Annotated in this window: 14 protein-coding genes and 1 tRNA gene; 8 read left to right on the top strand and 7 right to left on the bottom strand. The window is 50.6% G+C overall.

Annotated elements, in window-relative coordinates:
- Positions 1 to 96, top strand: a 96-nt coding sequence (locus tag FH755_RS01220; RefSeq protein WP_292437885.1) for an IS3 family transposase, incomplete at its 5' end; no start/stop codon positions are given.
- 51 nt (positions 97 to 147) lie between these two features.
- Here the strand turns inward: FH755_RS01220 and FH755_RS01215 are convergent.
- The 3 genes from FH755_RS01215 to FH755_RS01205 form a co-directional block, all read right to left on the bottom strand.
- Positions 148 to 4,194 (bottom strand): translocation/assembly module TamB domain-containing protein, encoded by a 4,047-nt coding sequence (locus FH755_RS01215; RefSeq protein ID WP_292437879.1) that lies wholly within the window; start codon positions 4,192 to 4,194, stop codon positions 148 to 150.
- Complete coding sequence (locus FH755_RS01210; protein ID WP_292437877.1) at positions 4,195 to 5,934, bottom strand: autotransporter assembly complex family protein; 1,740 nt, start codon at positions 5,932 to 5,934, stop codon at positions 4,195 to 4,197.
- 92 nt (positions 5,935 to 6,026) lie between these two features.
- Positions 6,027 to 6,944, bottom strand: a complete 918-nt coding sequence (locus FH755_RS01205) for a helix-turn-helix domain-containing protein (RefSeq protein WP_292437875.1) — start codon at positions 6,942 to 6,944, stop codon at positions 6,027 to 6,029.
- 164 nt (positions 6,945 to 7,108) lie between these two features.
- On the opposite strand from FH755_RS01205, the gene FH755_RS01200 reads away from it, so the two are divergent.
- The 4 genes from FH755_RS01200 to FH755_RS01185 all read left to right on the top strand — a co-directional run bounded on the left by FH755_RS01200 (position 7,109) and on the right by FH755_RS01185 (position 11,688).
- A complete protein-coding gene (locus tag FH755_RS01200; RefSeq protein WP_292437873.1) occupies positions 7,109 to 8,629 on the top strand; it encodes an aldehyde dehydrogenase family protein in 1,521 nt (506 codons plus the stop codon).
- Between the two features lie 262 nt (positions 8,630 to 8,891).
- The gene (gene acs / locus FH755_RS01195; protein ID WP_292437871.1) at positions 8,892 to 10,856 is read left to right on the top strand and encodes an acetate--CoA ligase; all 1,965 of its coding nucleotides are present in this window, start codon (positions 8,892 to 8,894) and stop codon (positions 10,854 to 10,856) included.
- On the top strand, positions 10,856 to 11,257 hold the full coding sequence (locus tag FH755_RS01190; RefSeq protein ID WP_292437868.1) for a S4 domain-containing protein: 402 nt from the start codon (positions 10,856 to 10,858) through the stop codon (positions 11,255 to 11,257). Before acs ends, FH755_RS01190 begins: the two co-directional genes overlap by 1 nt.
- A 2-nt stretch (positions 11,258 to 11,259) precedes the next feature.
- A complete protein-coding gene (locus tag FH755_RS01185; protein WP_292437866.1) occupies positions 11,260 to 11,688 on the top strand; it encodes a MazG nucleotide pyrophosphohydrolase domain-containing protein in 429 nt (142 codons plus the stop codon).
- Here FH755_RS01185 and fdhD read toward each other — a convergent pair.
- From fdhD to FH755_RS01165, 4 genes are all read right to left on the bottom strand, one after another.
- A complete protein-coding gene (gene fdhD / locus FH755_RS01180; RefSeq protein WP_292437864.1) occupies positions 11,685 to 12,506 on the bottom strand; it encodes a formate dehydrogenase accessory sulfurtransferase FdhD in 822 nt (273 codons plus the stop codon). The genes FH755_RS01185 and fdhD overlap by 4 nt on opposite strands.
- Positions 12,499 to 13,506 carry a GTP 3',8-cyclase MoaA gene (gene moaA, locus FH755_RS01175; RefSeq protein ID WP_292437862.1) on the bottom strand — a complete coding sequence of 336 codons (1,008 nt, stop codon included), beginning with the start codon at positions 13,504 to 13,506 and terminating at the stop codon, positions 12,499 to 12,501. The genes fdhD and moaA overlap by 8 nt, the downstream gene beginning before the upstream one ends.
- An 11-nt stretch (positions 13,507 to 13,517) precedes the next feature.
- Positions 13,518 to 13,733 (bottom strand): DUF2892 domain-containing protein, encoded by a 216-nt coding sequence (locus tag FH755_RS01170; RefSeq protein WP_292437860.1) that lies wholly within the window; start codon positions 13,731 to 13,733, stop codon positions 13,518 to 13,520.
- 76 nt (positions 13,734 to 13,809) lie between these two features.
- Positions 13,810 to 14,481: a Bax inhibitor-1/YccA family protein gene (locus FH755_RS01165; RefSeq protein ID WP_292437859.1), complete on the bottom strand. Its 672-nt coding sequence runs from the start codon at positions 14,479 to 14,481 to the stop codon at positions 13,810 to 13,812.
- Between the two features lie 154 nt (positions 14,482 to 14,635).
- Between FH755_RS01165 and FH755_RS01160 the strand changes: the two genes are divergently transcribed.
- The 3 genes from FH755_RS01160 to FH755_RS01150 all read left to right on the top strand — a co-directional run bounded on the left by FH755_RS01160 (position 14,636) and on the right by FH755_RS01150 (position 15,796).
- Positions 14,636 to 14,725 (top strand) — tRNA-Ser (locus tag FH755_RS01160).
- 113 nt (positions 14,726 to 14,838) lie between these two features.
- A complete protein-coding gene (locus FH755_RS01155; protein WP_292437857.1) occupies positions 14,839 to 15,285 on the top strand; it encodes a hypothetical protein in 447 nt (148 codons plus the stop codon).
- Positions 15,286 to 15,373: 88 nt separating this feature from the next.
- Complete coding sequence (locus FH755_RS01150; RefSeq protein WP_292437856.1) at positions 15,374 to 15,796, top strand: hypothetical protein; 423 nt, start codon at positions 15,374 to 15,376, stop codon at positions 15,794 to 15,796.
- Positions 15,797 to 15,882 lie beyond the last annotated feature (86 nt).

Below are 15,882 nucleotides of genomic sequence, written 5' to 3'. Positions count from 1 at the left end.
GAGTACATCAATTACTACAACAACAAACGGATTAAGCTCAAACTAAAAGGCCTGAGTCCGATTCAATATCGAAAACAGGCCTTGGTTGCCGATTAAAAATGAGTCCAACTTTATGGGGTCACTTCAATGCAGGGCTTTTTTGTATCCTTAGTCTTCTTCGGGGCCGCCCCGCTCATAGGTGTAGAGTAAATCCACACCGCTTTCTGTACCCGACTCGGCTTTCAATGCCCAAATCTTGCTCAGCTGGTAACGCAGTTCTACGGTACTCACTGATTCGAATACGCCGATGCCATAACTCAGGTAGAGTTTTGGCGACAGGTACTTACCTACCTGAAGTGCGGCATTTTCGGCACTGTCTCCCTCAATCGAAAACTCATCCAGGCCGAAGGTGCTGGCGATTTGATCGCCGATCATTGCCCCATTCTGCAGTCCCATACCGGTGGCTGTTGAGGCCAGTATTGCCGCATCAGTCGCACTGGCCTGGTTGAGCGGTTTACCCAGCAGCAGGTAAGACAAAATATCATCCTGACTCATACTGGGATCAGAGAACAGATCTGCCTGCGGTGAGGCAGCCGTGCCCTGGATGTGCAGACCGACTGTGTAGTTTGTATCATTCCGAACAGCCTTGATATCCAGTTCAGGGTTATCAATAGGACCGCCCGCAAAGCGGATAGCACCATCGTCAACGCGCAATGTCTGGCCATAAGCGACATAACTGCCGTCCTTAATCTTAATTTCGCCATTGGCCAGCAAAATATCGCTGGTCTTGCCAAACACTCGCATAGCGCCTGTCAGACGCCCCTGAAAGCCCATCGCTTTAAGTTTGACCTTATCGCCGAGGCTGACAGTAATGTCTATCTCTGTGACGGCCCCGGATTCGGCTGCTTGTTCTTCATCACTGACAACGACCACATCGCGGCTGGGGCTGACACTTGAGTTGAACTGTGTGGGTTCAATCTGCGCCCGTGGGATTTGCACCTTGCCCTTGACCAGCGTCTTGTGTGGCGTGACTAAGACAGTTAAATCCGGCTCGGCAATCACCAGTGCTTCCGGCGTATTCATGGCTTCAAACTGCTGACCTTTGATATTGGTCGTCAGCGCCCAGCTGGATTGCGTCAGCTTGAAAATACCGTCACCGCTCAGGGTCCCTTCACCGGAGTGGGCCTGGAAGTCGAACTTCACCGCCTCCAGATTACCGTTAACACTGGCTTGCATTTGTTTCAGCACAATCCCGGCATCAGCAATGGCAACCTGCCCCTGTTGCAGGCTGGCTGAGCCTTCAATCTGTGGTTGGGCCACCGTGCCGCTGATGTCGAGATTGATATCGAGCTGGCCTTTCAAATCACTGAAGGCCGGGTGTGATAACTGCAGCTGTGACAGATCCTGGACAGCAGTACTGATATTCCCGTCCAGATTCGCCTGCTGCGGATTATTAATCAGCGTGTTGAGACCGGCGGTTTCCAGTTCGGCATTGACAGCCGACACCCCATCAAGCTGCGGCTCCAGATGAAAACTGGCGGTGCTTGTATCAGCGTCAATCTGATAACGCAGACTGACATTATTCAGCGGTACCGGTTTTTGCTGATTCAGTGCTGTCTGGTTCAGCTGCAGGATGGCATCATCCAGGAAAATCTCACCCTCACCGGTAATAACGGACTGTTCATCGGAAGCCACTGCAAACCGGCCTCTCAGACTGCCTTTCAGTTGTTCCAGTTCGACCATAAAGGCTTCAAACAGCGTTAAAGGGACTTCAGCAAAATTACCCGATGCCTGCCATTGCTGATTATTATGGCTGGCCTCAATACAGAATTCACCGTTGCTTGCAGCCCAGCAATGCTGCGGAATGCTTTGTGCATTCGCCGAGAGTGATATCGGCCCGTTTTCAGTCAGCTGCCACTGCCCGGCTTTGTCATTACTGAAAGCAAATTCCTGTAACTGGCCCTGCCACATCTGATCCTGCTGCAGGCTGCCACTGGCAAGCATCGATAAATCCAGCGGTACTGACTCGACGCTCAGTGCAATATCATGCTGGTTCTGTCTACCTTGAACCTTAAAATTGACACTGTCGGCATTCAGCTGGGGCAACATCATATTCTGTATGGCAATATCAATGTTCAGCTCAGCATTGTCTGACAAGGTCATACTCGCATCACCTTTAACTGAGCCGGCCTGAAACTGCCGATAAGCGACATCATTACCTGCCAGCGTCGCATCAATAGCCGGTTTTTCTAAGTTACCTGAGACTTTGCCTTGCGCTTCAAGCTGGCCTGACAGTGCTGGATAGAAGTCTTGTAAATCAGGTGATTGCAATGTCCAGTTAAAGTTAATGTCACGATCCTGTAATTGCCCGTTCGCGGCCAGTCTCGACTGTCCGGATTGCAATTGCAGCCCACTGACATCAATCAGCTGATCGCTGTAGCTAACCGAACCGTTCAGTTTGACTTGCCTGTCACGTAATTCACCATTAATGGCTATGTCCTGAGCACTGACTTTGATGACTTCCTGCTGAGATGTCAGCTTGATATCGGTTTGGCCGCTCAGGCTACCGGGCCAGGCTGGGACCAGTACGCCCGGATTCAGTTCGCTCAGCAGCAGCTTGCCATCAACCAGGGTGTTTCCCTGCCACAACAATGGCCCCTGGTAACGTAATGAGCCCTCTGCAAGTTGAATATTGAGTTTGGCACTATCAAAACCGCGGCTGGTTTCTCCCACTCCCTCCGCTTCAATCCGGGCACTGACCTCATCAATCATCACATCAGCCTGTGTCGAGAGCTGAAGCGCCTCTGGGTTGCCTTCAAGTTCAATCTGACCCTGCTCCAGTTTCACGACACGCTGAGCCAGACTTTCCGGCAGCACGATATCCTGCCAGTTGGCATGAAGCTGGTACTGCAGTGGCGTGGTCTTCCAATTCAACATACCAGTCGCATTCATACTGCCTTCAAAAGCTTCCAGCTGTAGCGATTCAATTTGCAGCTGATTGAGATTGCCTGACGTGCTTGCAGACAGTTGAACTGGCTGCTGTTGCCAATTCAGGGAGGTTTGCAGCTGTGCCTGATAATTTTCCAGTGTGCCAGTTATCGACAGCTCACCCTCCGGACTGCTGGCAAGGGCCTCTTCAGCCGTTAACGGCCAGTTGAGATTCTGCCATGAGGCAGTTAAATCAACGGAAGGCTTTTCACCGCTGGTATCCAGCGTGCCGGCAACTTGCAATGTCTGAGCTTGGTTAATCGCCGTATTAAGCGTCAGCTGCCAGTTTTCAAGGTTATCTGACTCAATATCGGCAGCCACATTCAGCGATGGCAACTCCGGTTGCAGCACTTGCCCTTTCAGGCTGGCATTGAGACTGCTCAAGCCCCCCTCAGCATTAAGCTGTAAGGATTCAAAGCGCGTGGATTGTTCAGGAAGGACGGCTGCCAGATCAAATTGCGCCGCGCTGGCATCAACTGACCATTGCAGCTTATTTAATGCATCAGTAATCACAACAGTCTGCTGTGATTCAAGCGGGGCAGACACCGTTTGTTTGAGTATCAGCTTATCGATATTGCCTTTCACTGTACCAGCGAATTGCACAGGCGCTTCAAGCACCTGCTTCAGCGTCACTTGATAGTCCAGTGCTGCCGGATATGGCGACTGCAACACCGCTTTACCGTTCAGACTGACTTTCAGATCGTCACGATTGAGACTTAAGTCGTTGATTATCAGCTCGTCGTAATTCAGTGCTGCCGTCGTTTCAAACTGCTTTATCAGGCTGGTTGCTTCGCCCTTTTCATTAATCAAATCGACGTCATTCACACTGAAACCGGCAAGCTGGATACGCAGCGGTAACTGAATCTCAGGCAGGCTGAGTCCGCTGTCTTCGGTGGTTTCTTTACCGGTGACAGTGTGGATATCGACGCCACTGATATTCAAAGCATCGATCCTCAAGGTGGCTTTAAATAATGCCATCGGTTGCCAGTCCAGACTGAACTGCTCAATCTTCGCGCCGCTGCTGTCTTCAGGCAGGTAATAAATACCCTGCATTGATACTTTGCCTAATAAGCGGCCCCGGACCTGATTAATCTGCAAAGCCGGAACAAACTTTTGCGCCAGTCCAGCAGCAGCATTGAGTCCTGACTGTGTCCCCAGCAGCCAGCCCAGTGACAACAGGAGCAGTAACAGTAATATGATTAAAGAATAGAAAAGCTTTTTTCGCATTTAGAGATCCGGGCCTATCACGATATGCAGTGCGATCGATTCGTCAGCTTCTGAGAGGGCTTTGGCGATATCAACCCGGATAAGTCCGACTGGCGATCGCCAGCGCACACCGACACCGACACTGTATTCAATCGGGTCGCTGAAACTGTTGTAGGCGTTACCGAAGTCGGTAAAGACCGCGCCGCCCCAGTCGCCCAGAAACATATTCTCGTATTCAAGACTGCCCACCGCCAGGTAACGGCCACCCTCAACCTCACCATCATCGCCTTCCGGCCCCAGCGACTGGTAATCAAACCCACGGATGCTGTTATCGCCACCGGCAAAGAAGCGTAAGGAAGGCGGCAGTTGTTCAAAGTCACTGACTTCGGTTGCCCCGATCGCTGCACGGGTAATGATGCGGCTGTTTTCCCCGATACTACGAATATACTTGCCCCGCACGACGATCTGGCCAAAGGTTACATCGGATAATAAAGCTTCAGAAGCGCCCGACAGAGATAAGGACAACCGGCCACCATGGCGGGTATAAAGTGTGTTGTCCGCCCAGCTTCGGCTCCAGGAAATGCCCGGAATCAGAAGCAGTGCCGAATCACTGTCGTCAGACACATCAAAGTCTTCCTGCAACAGCTTGAGAGAGCCGGTCTCATCCCAGCCGAAGCGCTGACGTTTGTAGTAGCTGCCTACAGCAAAAGACTGGCTTTCACTGGTGTCTGTATCCTGTTGTTTATATTCAGTATTAAAGCCGACGGTATTGATGGTCTCACTCCAGAACGGCATCACGTAGTCAGCAGACAGACTGTTAGCCACCTGTGAGAGTCTGGCGTCGGCATTCAAACGATGGCCGCGATCATTGATGTAGCGGTTTTCCCAGCCCAGTGCCAGCCGCGCACCGGTATCAGTGCCGTAACCGATACCGGCGGTGTAAAGATGTTTGGGTTTCTCATTGAGGCTGACTGACAGCGGTACCTGACCGTCTTCCCGTTGTTCCCGTTCAGCGCGAACCGAGACCGAATCAAAATAGCCGCTATTGCTGAGATTGTTACGCATCGCCAGCACATCGGAATCTGTATAGGCATCGCCCGGCTCAATCGGCTGCAGTTTTAACAGCAGTCTCTGGCCGATAACGGTGTCGGGATAATGAATCTGCCCGAAGTGGTATCGCACACCAGAATCATAATATAAATAGACATTTGCAGAATATTTATCAGGATATACTTTAACCTCTGACCGGGTCAGTTTACCGTCAAAATAACCACGACTGGCGGCGAGCCTGAGAATAGATTTTTTGGCGCTTTCATATTGCTGATGATTCAACTGCTGACCGGATTCAAGTGCGAAATCCTCAACCAGCTTTTCAAACTCCGGGTCATCTTTTGCCTCGCCCGTGATTTGCAAATCAACCTGTTCCAGTTTGACCGGGCGGCCCAGTTCAATCTGATAATCCACTTTCCAGCTATTGTCGACAGAAGCCAGCTGCCCCTCAATCTTCGGCGAGTAATAGCCATAGACTGTGAGCATCTGCTGTAATGACTCAAGACCACCCTGATAGAGTTTTTCTACATAGCGGGGATTGAGGCGTTCACTGTTTTTTTGTTGTTCAATGGTGAGACCATTTTTGAGGGTTTGCGCCATCTTGTCATCAATGCCACGGATATCAACATTGATCCGGCTATCATTCGCCTGCAGTGGCAGGCTCAGAAAAAGCAAAACAACAAAAAGGTAACGAAGAACGACAGACGTCATCGGCAAAATTAACAATCCGTGGAAACAGCAAAGACAGTGACATTATGACAGCCCCAACGAGGCTTGCCGACTCTAATGGACAGTCAGTGCGCTTATTCGTTGCCCGATTGCAGGCGATACTGGCTGGGTGAACAGCCAAAGAAACGGGTGAAACGGCGACTGAAGTGGCTTAAGTCATTGAAACCGAAGCTGTAACAGGCGTCAGTGACGCTTTTACCGCCACGAATTGCCTCAGCGGCAGATTTAAGACGAAGTTGCTGCTGAAATTCACCCGGGGTGCAGCCCAGTTGCTTTTTGAACTCCACATAAAGCCGGCTGCGACTCATACAGGCGCGGCGGCAGAGTTGCTCAACATCCAGCGGTGAGCACAGATTTTGTTCCAGATAATGGATGGCCGCGGTAATCCCGTTGGCATCTGGATCGCGTTGACAATAACTGAGCAACACATCCCTGCCCTGTTCCCGCAACAGGCGAATCACCAGTTCTGTCACCCCCAGATCGAGCATAATTTCCTTATCCGGATCATTCTGAGTGTACAGCGAGACCATTTTTTCCAGCAGTTTCTGGGTATCCGTGGTGTGATGTGTATGAATAATCCTAGGTTGGTATTCCCAGCTGTGATCAACAATTTCCAGCTTGGTCAGATCACGCATGCGCTCAGAAATTTTACTGATGCGATCTTTTGAAATTTCTATTGTCAAACAGGTTGTAGGTGCCTCCTCCTTGGCATCGGGAAAGTCTATTTCCACGTAGTCACCCGGGGGCATCACATAAGATTCGTGAGGGAGAAACAATTCCCCCTCCTGATGGCGCAGGTCATGCATGACTTTACGGCCACTGACCATACCACAGAACAGCAATTGCTCAGCTGCGAGTCCCACGCCGGTGGCGGCACGATAGGTATCGTAAACGCTCAGCTCGGAGTCGGGCCCGGCAAATCGCAGTTTATTTTCGATCAGTAATTGTCGTTTTTCACGCCGTTTTGACAGCGAGAGTTTCTCAATCTGCATCGTTGCTTCTTTAATACGGTTGTAACAAAAGTTTGAAACTGTTCTGGATTATAAGTCAAGTGATTGGGAATTACAGTCAAGCGTATTGATAACGGCGGGATTTATCCTGCATCATCACTCTTATATTAATTATTATTAAATCACTAACACAGAGAGAGAAAACCATGATTTACGCTAAACCAGGAACTGAAGGTTCCGTTGTCAACTTCGACAAACGCTACGAAAACTATATCGGCGGCAAATGGGTTGCCCCCGTCAAAGGCCAGTACTTTGACAACGTCACACCGGTGACCGGTGAAGTCTTCTGCGAAGTCGCTGAATCCACAGAAGAAGACATTAACCTGGCGCTGGATGCGGCGCATGCGGCTAAAGATGCCTGGGGCAAGACTTCCGTCACTGCCCGTTCCAATGTGTTATTGAAAATCGCCGATCGCATTGAAGAGAATCTGGAAATGCTGGCTGTGGCAGAAACCTGGGATAACGGTAAAGCCGTCCGTGAAACACTGAATGCCGACGTCCCACTGGCCGCTGACCACTTCCGTTATTTTGCCGGCTGTATTCGTGCTCAGGAAGGCACCATGGGTGAAATCGACGAAAATACCGTCGCTTACCATTTTCATGAGCCACTGGGTGTTGTGGGCCAGATTATTCCCTGGAACTTTCCATTGCTGATGGCCGCATGGAAAATCGCGCCGGCATTGGCGGCCGGTAACTGCATTGTGATGAAACCCGCTGAATCCACGCCGGTTTCTATCCTGAAACTGATGGAAGTCATCGGCGATCTGCTGCCACCGGGTGTTTTGAACATTGTGAACGGTATGGGCCGTGTTGCCGGTGAAGCACTGGCTTCCAGCAAACGCATCGCCAAGATCGCCTTTACCGGTTCTACGCCGGTCGGTTCGCACATCATGTCCCGCGCAGCGGAAAACATTATTCCGTCAACTACGGAGCTGGGTGGTAAATCACCGAATATCTTCTTCGAAGACATTATGCAGCAGGAAGAAGACTTTATTAACAAAGCCGCTGAAGGCATGGTGCTGGCCTTCTTCAACCAGGGTGAAGTCTGTACCTGCCCTTCACGTGCCCTGATTCAGGAAAGCATTTATGACCAGTTCATTGAGAAAGTCATTGAACGCGCCAAAATGATCAAGCGCGGTAACCCGCTTGATACTGATGTACAGGTCGGTGCCCAGGCATCTCAGATGCAGTTTGACAAGATACTGAGCTATGTCGATATCGGTAAACAGGAAGGTGCTGAAGTACTGATGGGCGGCGCGGTTGAACAACTGGGTCCGGAATTCGACAGTGGCTACTACATTCAGCCAACTCTGATGAAAGGCCACAACAAGATGCGGATCTTCCAGGAAGAAATCTTTGGCCCGGTGGTCTCAGTGACCACGTTCAAAGATGAAGCCGAAGCGCTGGAAATCGCCAACGATACCGAGTTTGGACTTGGTGCCGGTGTCTGGACCCGTGATATGAACCTGGCTTATCGCATGGGTCGCGGCATTCAGGCCGGTCGTGTCTGGACCAACTGCTACCACGCCTACCCTGCACATGCTGCCTTCGGCGGTTACAAGAAATCCGGTGTCGGTCGTGAAACCCACAAAATGGTGCTTGAGCACTACCAGCAAACTAAAAACCTGCTGGTCAGTTACAGCACCAGCCCACTCGGCTTCTTCTAGAATCCGTCTGTGTAAAAACTCTCCCTTAAGCCCAGCTTTCGGGAGAGTTTTTTATGTCTGCTTAACAGGCATACTCTTCAGGGGTAAAGTGTTAGGGCTTGTTTATCTTTCATCTCCACCACTGCTGGCGGCTATTTTTATGTCCGGCAAGGCGGAAATCGCGCTGTGTAGTCATTCTACATGAGCGATTAACAACGTGGCCGGGCGCAAAAATAGACCCGGCCCTGCTCTGACTTCAGAATAATCATAAAGGTGTCGTTATATGGCTCAAGAAAATATCGAATCCAACCTGCATGAAGATCGTCAGTTTCCGCCCAGCGAAGCTTTCGTTAAAAGTGCTGCGCTGCATGCTGACGAACTGGATGCGCTATACAGTAAAGCGAAAAAGGATCATGAAGGTTTCTGGGCAGATCTGGCTCGTGACCTGATCGACTGGAAGCAACCCTTCACGAAAACGCTGGACAGCAGCAATGCACCGCATTATCGCTGGTTTCCTGATGGCAAACTCAATGTCTCCTACAACTGTCTGGATCGCCAGCTGGAAAAGAATGCAGATAAAACGGCCATCATATTCGAAGGTGAAAAAGGCGATGTTGCACACATCAGCTATCGCGAATTACACAAAAAAGTATGCGTCTTTGCTAACGCGCTGAAAGCCCAGGGTGTTAACAAAGGTGACCGGGTCATTATCTACATGCCAATGATCACCGAAGCGGTGATCGCGATGCAGGCCTGTGCCCGTATCGGTGCGATTCACTCAGTCGTATTTGGCGGTTTCTCTGCCTCATCGTTGAAAGACCGGATCGAAGATACCGGCGCCAAAGTCGTTATCACTGCTGATGGCGGTCATCGTGGCGGCAAAGTGGTGCCGCTGAAACAGACCACTGATCAGGCCCTTGGTAACGGCTGTGACACGGTAGAAACCGTCATTGTCTATCAACGCTGCAACCAGGGCGTTGAGATGCAGGCTGATCGCGATATCTGGTGGCATGATGCCACTGAAGGCCAGTCAGAAGACTGTGAGCCGGAATGGATGGATGGCGCTGACCCGCTGTTTTTGCTCTACACTTCAGGCTCCACCGGCAAACCTAAAGGCATTCAGCATGGTTGTGCCGGTTATCTGCTCAATGCCATCACCACCATGCGCTGGGTATTTGATATTCAGGACTCGGATGTGTTCTGGTGCACCGCTGATGTTGGCTGGATTACCGGGCATACCTATGTCGCTTATGGTCCCTTGGCCACAGGTGCGACGCAGATCATTTATGAAGGTGTCCCGACCGTGCCTGATGCCGGTCGTTTCTGGGATATCTGTGCCCGCCATGGCGTAACCATCTTCTACACTGCGCCGACGGCGATTCGCGCCCTGATGAAAGTCGGTGATGAAGTGCCTAACCGCTATGATCTGTCCAAACTGCGTTTGCTGGGCACCGTTGGTGAACCTATCAACCCGGAAGCCTGGATGTGGTACTACAACGTGATTGGCCAGGGCCGTTGCCCGATTGTCGACACCTGGTGGCAAACTGAAACCGGTGCACATATGATTGCCCCGGTGCCCGGTGTGACCCATGCCAAACCCGGCTCCTGTACCCGGGCACTGCCCGGAATTGACGCCGCCATTGTCAATGATGATGGCGAAGAAATCACCAAGGCCAACCAGGGTGGCTATCTGGTTATCCGTAAACCCTGGCCTTCCATGATCCAGACCATCTGGGGTGATGATCAGCGTTATAAGGACACTTACTGGCCTTATTTCGGCGGTAAGTTTTATCTTGCCGGTGACAGTGCCCGTCGTGACGAAGATGGTTTCTTCTGGATTATGGGCCGAATTGATGATGTGCTGAATGTATCCGGACACCGTCTGGGCACCATGGAAATTGAGTCTGCCCTGGTCGCTCACGAGCTTGTTGCAGAGGCTGCTGTTGTCGGCCGGCCGCATGATGTAAAAGGCGAAGCTGTATTTGCCTATGTGGTGCTGAAAGGCAAGCGTCCTGAAGGTGGTGTCGATGAGAAACTGACACAGGAGCTGCGTAACTGGGTCGGTGAACAGATTGGCCCTATCGCCAAGCCGGATGACATTCGTTATTCGGACAACCTGCCTAAAACACGTTCGGGCAAGATTATGCGTCGTCTGCTCCGCGCCATTGCCAAAGGTGAGGAAATCACGCAGGATACATCGACTCTGGAAAATGAATCGATATTACTGCAACTCCAAGGTAAGGCTTAATGGCGGATCAGAACGACCGATCTGAATCACAACGTTTAGATAAATGGTTATGGGCTGCGCGGTTTTACAAAACCCGCAGCCTCGCCGTTGAGGCCATCAGCGGTGGTAAAGTGCATATCAATGGTCAGCGCGTCAAACCCAGCCGTACGGTTCGGGTTGATGACAAGCTGACTATTTCCAAACCGCCCTACGAGTTCGACATTATTGTGCAGGGACTCAACCTGCAACGGCGCCCCGCCGCTGAAGCACAGGCACTCTATCAGGAAACCGAGGCCAGTCGCCAAAAACGCGAACTGCTGCGTGAGCAAATCAAAAACGAGCCGCTCGGTTTTCGTGAACAAAAAGGCCGTCCCAGCAAACGGGATCGCCGACATATCATTCGTTTCACCCGTCAGGATTAGAAATGGCAGACAGGAATTTTCTGCTGAATCAGCTTGATAACCGCCAGGATGTGCTGAGTTATGCGGTAGCGATGCAGAAAAAAGCCTCAGAAGTTGGTTTTGACTGGCCAGATATTCAGGGCGTTATCGCCAAGATTCATGAAGAGTTGGATGAGCTGGGTCATGAAATCGCTGAGGATGCTGATAAACAGCGTTTAACGGATGAACTGGGCGACGTACTGTTCGCCTGCTGCAATCTGGCCAGACATCTTGGCATTGCCCCCGCAGCTGCGCTGACCAGCAGCAATCAGAAGTTTTACCGACGGTTTAATTTTATCGAAACCTGCGTCAGCGCCGCTGACAAAGATTTTCAGGATTTCAGCCTGGAAGAGCTGGATACTTTCTGGGAACAGGCCAAACAGCTTGAAAAGCTGGGCGACAGTGATATCTAGCTGACGTTTTCAGGCTGACTGAAAACCTCAATACCGTTATATACCAGAAAGTGTTTACCTTTGGCCCGTGCGACCATGCCAATACCAATCTGCTGCGCCAGTTTCAGGCCCATTTCGGTCACGCCGGAACGTGATAGCAGCAGCGGCACCTGCATCTGAGCGACTTTAATCACCATTTCCGAGGTCAGCCGGCCCGTGGTGTAAAACACCTTGTCATGGCCTTCAATGCCATTCAGCCACATCCAGCCGGAAATGGCATCGACGGCGTTATGTCTGCCTACATCCTCGACAAACATCAGAATATCGGTGCCATCACATAAAGCGCATCCGTGAACGGCCCCGGCCTGTTTATACATCTCGTTATACTCAGTCAGCGCCTGCAGTACTGCATAAATCGATTCCGCACTGAATGGCGGGCATTGCAGTTTCAGCTCTGACAGCGAATCCATGACATGGCCGAACATCGTGCCCTGACCACAGCCGCTGGTCACAGTCCGGCGCGAAGTCAGTTGCTCGATATTGTCTTTGGCCGTGCTGGTAGTGACCGCCACCGCATCAACATCCCAGTCGACCTGAATAGATTCTATCTCTTCCAGCTTATCGACCAGCCCCTGATTCCGAAGATAGCCCAGTGTTAACAGTTCCGGCTGTGCGCCGAGGGTCATCAGGGTGACGATTTCAATAGTATTGAGATAAATAGTCAGGGGGCGTTCGCCGGTCAGAGAAACTTCACGGCGTTCACCGTGTTCATCGACGACGGTGGTGGTATGGAGCCGGTGGATACCGGCATTGCTCATCTGCGGTTTAAAATCAGCCACCCGTCACACTCATATGGCGGAAAATCACCGGCTTGGCCTCGATATCAAAATCGTGCCCCTCCGGCTTGATATCCATCGATTTCACAATCGCCTGCTTGAGCTTATCCATATTGCCCGGATGGCGACGGATAATGTCACGCAGGTCCATCGAATGCTCCTGTCCCAGGCATAACAGCAGGCGACCTTCGGTGGTCACTCTGACACGGTTGCAGCTGCTACAGAAGTTATGACTATGCGGCGAGATAAAACCGATACGGCTGTCAGTACCGGCCATCTGGTAATAACGTGATGGGCCGCCAGTACTGGCAATGCTGGGTTGCAAATCGAAGCGGGTCTGCAGCTTTTCCAGCACCTCGTCACTGGAACAGTAACTTTCACCGCGGTTATGATCGACCTGGCCCAGTGGCATCTCTTCGATATAGGAAATATCCATGCCGTTGTTAATCGCAAATTCGGCCAGATCAATGATTTCGTCTTCATTACGACCTTTCATGATGACCGCATTGAGCTTGATACGTTTAAAACCGGCCTGCTTTGCCGCCTCAATGCCTTTCAGGACCTGCTCCAGCTCACCGGTACGGGTCAGGGCTTTAAACCGCTCAGAGTCCAGAGAGTCGAGACTGATATTGATGCGATCGACACCGGCTTTAACCAGTGCCTCAGCGTGTTTGGGCAATTGTGAACCGTTGGTGGTCAGTGTCAGTTCTTTAAGCGACGTATTCTGTTTAAGCTGACCAATCTGATCAAATAACCAGTCAACATTACGTCGAACCAGTGGCTCGCCACCAGTGATACGGACTTTTTCCACGCCGAGTTCACAGAAAGCCTTGAGCAGAAAGACAATCTCTTCCAGCGTCAGCAGCTTTTCGCGTGGCATGAACGTCATTTCTTCATCCATGCAATACACACAACGAAAGTCACATCGGTCGGTGATTGACATACGCACGTATGTAACTTTGCGTCCGAAGCGGTCAACCAATTGTGTCGGTAATTCGCTCATTTCTATATCCGTTAATCCGGCTTTTCACTACCGGCTTTAGTGTCACAGGCTTTTGCTGTGGAAAAGCCAAACAAGGCATATCCGCCACAACGCCCGGTCACCCCGTTCAGTACCAGAGCCAGTCCAAGCAAAGCCCACCAGCTTTGGTAATACAAGGCTACCACTATTATAGCCGTGCCAATGACAATCCGTAAAAGTCGGTCCCAGTTAGCCAGATTTTTCTGCATGCTCATCCCATAAAAATAAACCCCGCAAGGCGGGGTTTATTAGAAAACAAATTAAACGGTGAGTTCGTGACAACGCTTAATCATCGCCTGAGAATGCACCGAGAAGATGCAACAGGCTGGTAAACAGGTTGTAGATAGAAACATACAGCGTGACCGTCGCCATGATGTAGTTGGTTTCACCACCGTTCACAATCTGGCTGGTCTCATACAGAATCAAACCGGCCATCAGTAATACGAACATCGCAGATACGGCCAATGACAGACCTGGCATTTCAAAGAAGAAAGCTGCCAGACCGGCCAGAAACGCCACCAGGATACCGACGAACAGGAAGCCACCCATAAAGCTGAAGTCTTTCTGACTTTTCACTGCATAGGCTGACAAGGCAAAGAAAATAATGCCGGTACCACCCAATGCCTGCATCACGATTTGGCTGCCGTTGGGCAGACCGAGGTACATATTGACGATTGGACCAAGCGTGAAGCCCATAAAACCGGTCAGCGCAAACACGGAGGCCAGGCCCCAGACGCTGTTACGCAGTTTGGCGGTCAAAAACAACAGTCCAAAATAACCAATGAGGGTCAGAATGATGCCCGGATGCGGCAGGTTCAATGCCATGGAAAGACCCGCTGTCATGGCACTGAAAACCAGTGTCATGGCCAGCAAGCTGTATGTGTTTCTCAGTAGCTTGTTGGTCTCAAGAACTGACTGCTGCGAACGAGCAACGGTCGATTGAGCATCGTAATTCATCAGAGTGTCTCCATTTGATGTTGATGAAATTGTCTATTGCACTGACAACATCCTACCTTATAAGTTCTAAATGGCAATAGGATTCAAACAGGCAGAAATAATTTTGCTTTAGCGGTTGTGCTGGCGGGTATTATCTGTATAATTTCGCAACTTCGGAGGGATGGCAGAGCGGTTGAATGCACCGGTCTTGAAAACCGGCATGGTTTAACGACCATCCAGGGTTCGAATCCCTGTCCCTCCGCCAAATATAAGCCCTGAGCACTCGCTGCTTGGGGCTTTTTTGTTTCTGGTGGGGTGTGTTTCACGGCAGCATGGTTTCTGCTACATTGAGCTGACATTATAGCTATCCAAAATGCCATGAAATTCAACCTGAAACCAATACTGCTCCCTGCCCTCTTCTTATTCAATTCCATCGCCTTAGCTGCAGACTCTTCTACCGGACTGGAGATAGATCAACCGGAAACTCTGACTATTGTTTATACAATTGAACCGGAAGAAGTCGACGAAAAGGCCATCCAGACCATGCTCGAAACACTTGTATCAGAAGCGGGTATTAAAATCGGCCAGCGTGACGATGCTCAGCTCTTTGCCCGTGTGGAGAAACATGCTGGAGAATACCTCATCTACCTCGACTTCAATCGTGAGCTTTATTTTCATGCTAATGGCCGCTGCTACCGCACGAAGGGTTTCGTATGGGGGCGATATGCCAACAATGTCACTGACCAGGATGAAATAACCGAAGATCTAGCCTTTTTTATTGAAGAGTTTCTCGATCAGTACCGCAGAGCCAATCAGTTGAAGTAAGCCTTTTCATGCCGCCAGTCCTCGGTATGGAGAACCCTCATAGTCATCGCCATGTCCTTATAGAAAGATGGACAGGGAGGGAACTGTGATGCAGGAAGTATTAGGCAGTTTACTGATGTGGGCGTTGAGTCTGAGTGCTTATCCGGAGCCCGAAGATATGCCAACATTGACGCCGGTAACACACTCAACCCTGGTTGATACACTTTGTGATGGGCGGGGATGTAATGCACTGGCCTATTACGAACACAAATCTTCAACCATCTTTTATGATGAAAAAATGAACTTGGAGAGCAGTTTGACTGCAAAAGGGTTTATCGTACATGAGCTTGTCCACTACCTGCAGGATAAAGCTGGCAAATTGGCTGATACCCCACTTCCCTGTCAAACACAGATGATGTTGGAACGGGAAGCCTACCTGGTGCAGAAAGAGTTTCTACGTGAGCATCATACAATGACTTATCAGGTCGACATGGCCATCCGCCTTTTAGGGAATGTGTGTGGCCGGCGATAGTGGTCTGAATGGGTTGGAAATGCATTTAGCTCAGGTATATACTTGGCTGATTTGAGGAAAAAACTCCCGCATTTAAAGGATGTTTT

It is taken from the genome of Methylophaga sp., assembly GCF_009711715.1.
In the GTDB taxonomy this organism is placed as follows: Bacteria; Pseudomonadota; Gammaproteobacteria; order Nitrosococcales; family Methylophagaceae; genus Methylophaga.
Note: the sequence above shows the minus strand (reverse complement) of the source record. Positions and strands in the feature narration are given on the sequence as shown.

What these genes read in the sequence shown, in the direction of transcription:
- FH755_RS01200 (WP_292437873.1), top strand. Translation starts at nt 7,109, where the DNA reads ATGATTTACGCTAAACCAGGAACTGAAGGTTCCGTTGTCAACTTCGAC.
- FH755_RS01155 (WP_292437857.1), top strand. Translation starts at nt 14,839, where the DNA reads ATGAAATTCAACCTGAAACCAATACTGCTCCCTGCCCTCTTCTTATTC.
- FH755_RS01150 (WP_292437856.1), top strand. Translation starts at nt 15,374, where the DNA reads ATGCAGGAAGTATTAGGCAGTTTACTGATGTGGGCGTTGAGTCTGAGT.
- FH755_RS01165 (WP_292437859.1), bottom strand. Translation starts at nt 14,481, where the DNA reads ATGAATTACGATGCTCAATCGACCGTTGCTCGTTCGCAGCAGTCAGTT.
- FH755_RS01205 (WP_292437875.1), bottom strand. Translation starts at nt 6,944, where the DNA reads ATGCAGATTGAGAAACTCTCGCTGTCAAAACGGCGTGAAAAACGACAA.
- FH755_RS01185 (WP_292437866.1), top strand. Translation starts at nt 11,260, where the DNA reads ATGGCAGACAGGAATTTTCTGCTGAATCAGCTTGATAACCGCCAGGAT.
- acs (WP_292437871.1), top strand. Translation starts at nt 8,892, where the DNA reads ATGGCTCAAGAAAATATCGAATCCAACCTGCATGAAGATCGTCAGTTT.
- FH755_RS01190 (WP_292437868.1), top strand. Translation starts at nt 10,856, where the DNA reads ATGGCGGATCAGAACGACCGATCTGAATCACAACGTTTAGATAAATGG.
- FH755_RS01170 (WP_292437860.1), bottom strand. Translation starts at nt 13,733, where the DNA reads ATGCAGAAAAATCTGGCTAACTGGGACCGACTTTTACGGATTGTCATT.
- FH755_RS01210 (WP_292437877.1), bottom strand. Translation starts at nt 5,934, where the DNA reads ATGACGTCTGTCGTTCTTCGTTACCTTTTTGTTGTTTTGCTTTTTCTG.
- FH755_RS01215 (WP_292437879.1), bottom strand. Translation starts at nt 4,194, where the DNA reads ATGCGAAAAAAGCTTTTCTATTCTTTAATCATATTACTGTTACTGCTC.
- moaA (WP_292437862.1), bottom strand. Translation starts at nt 13,506, where the DNA reads ATGAGCGAATTACCGACACAATTGGTTGACCGCTTCGGACGCAAAGTT.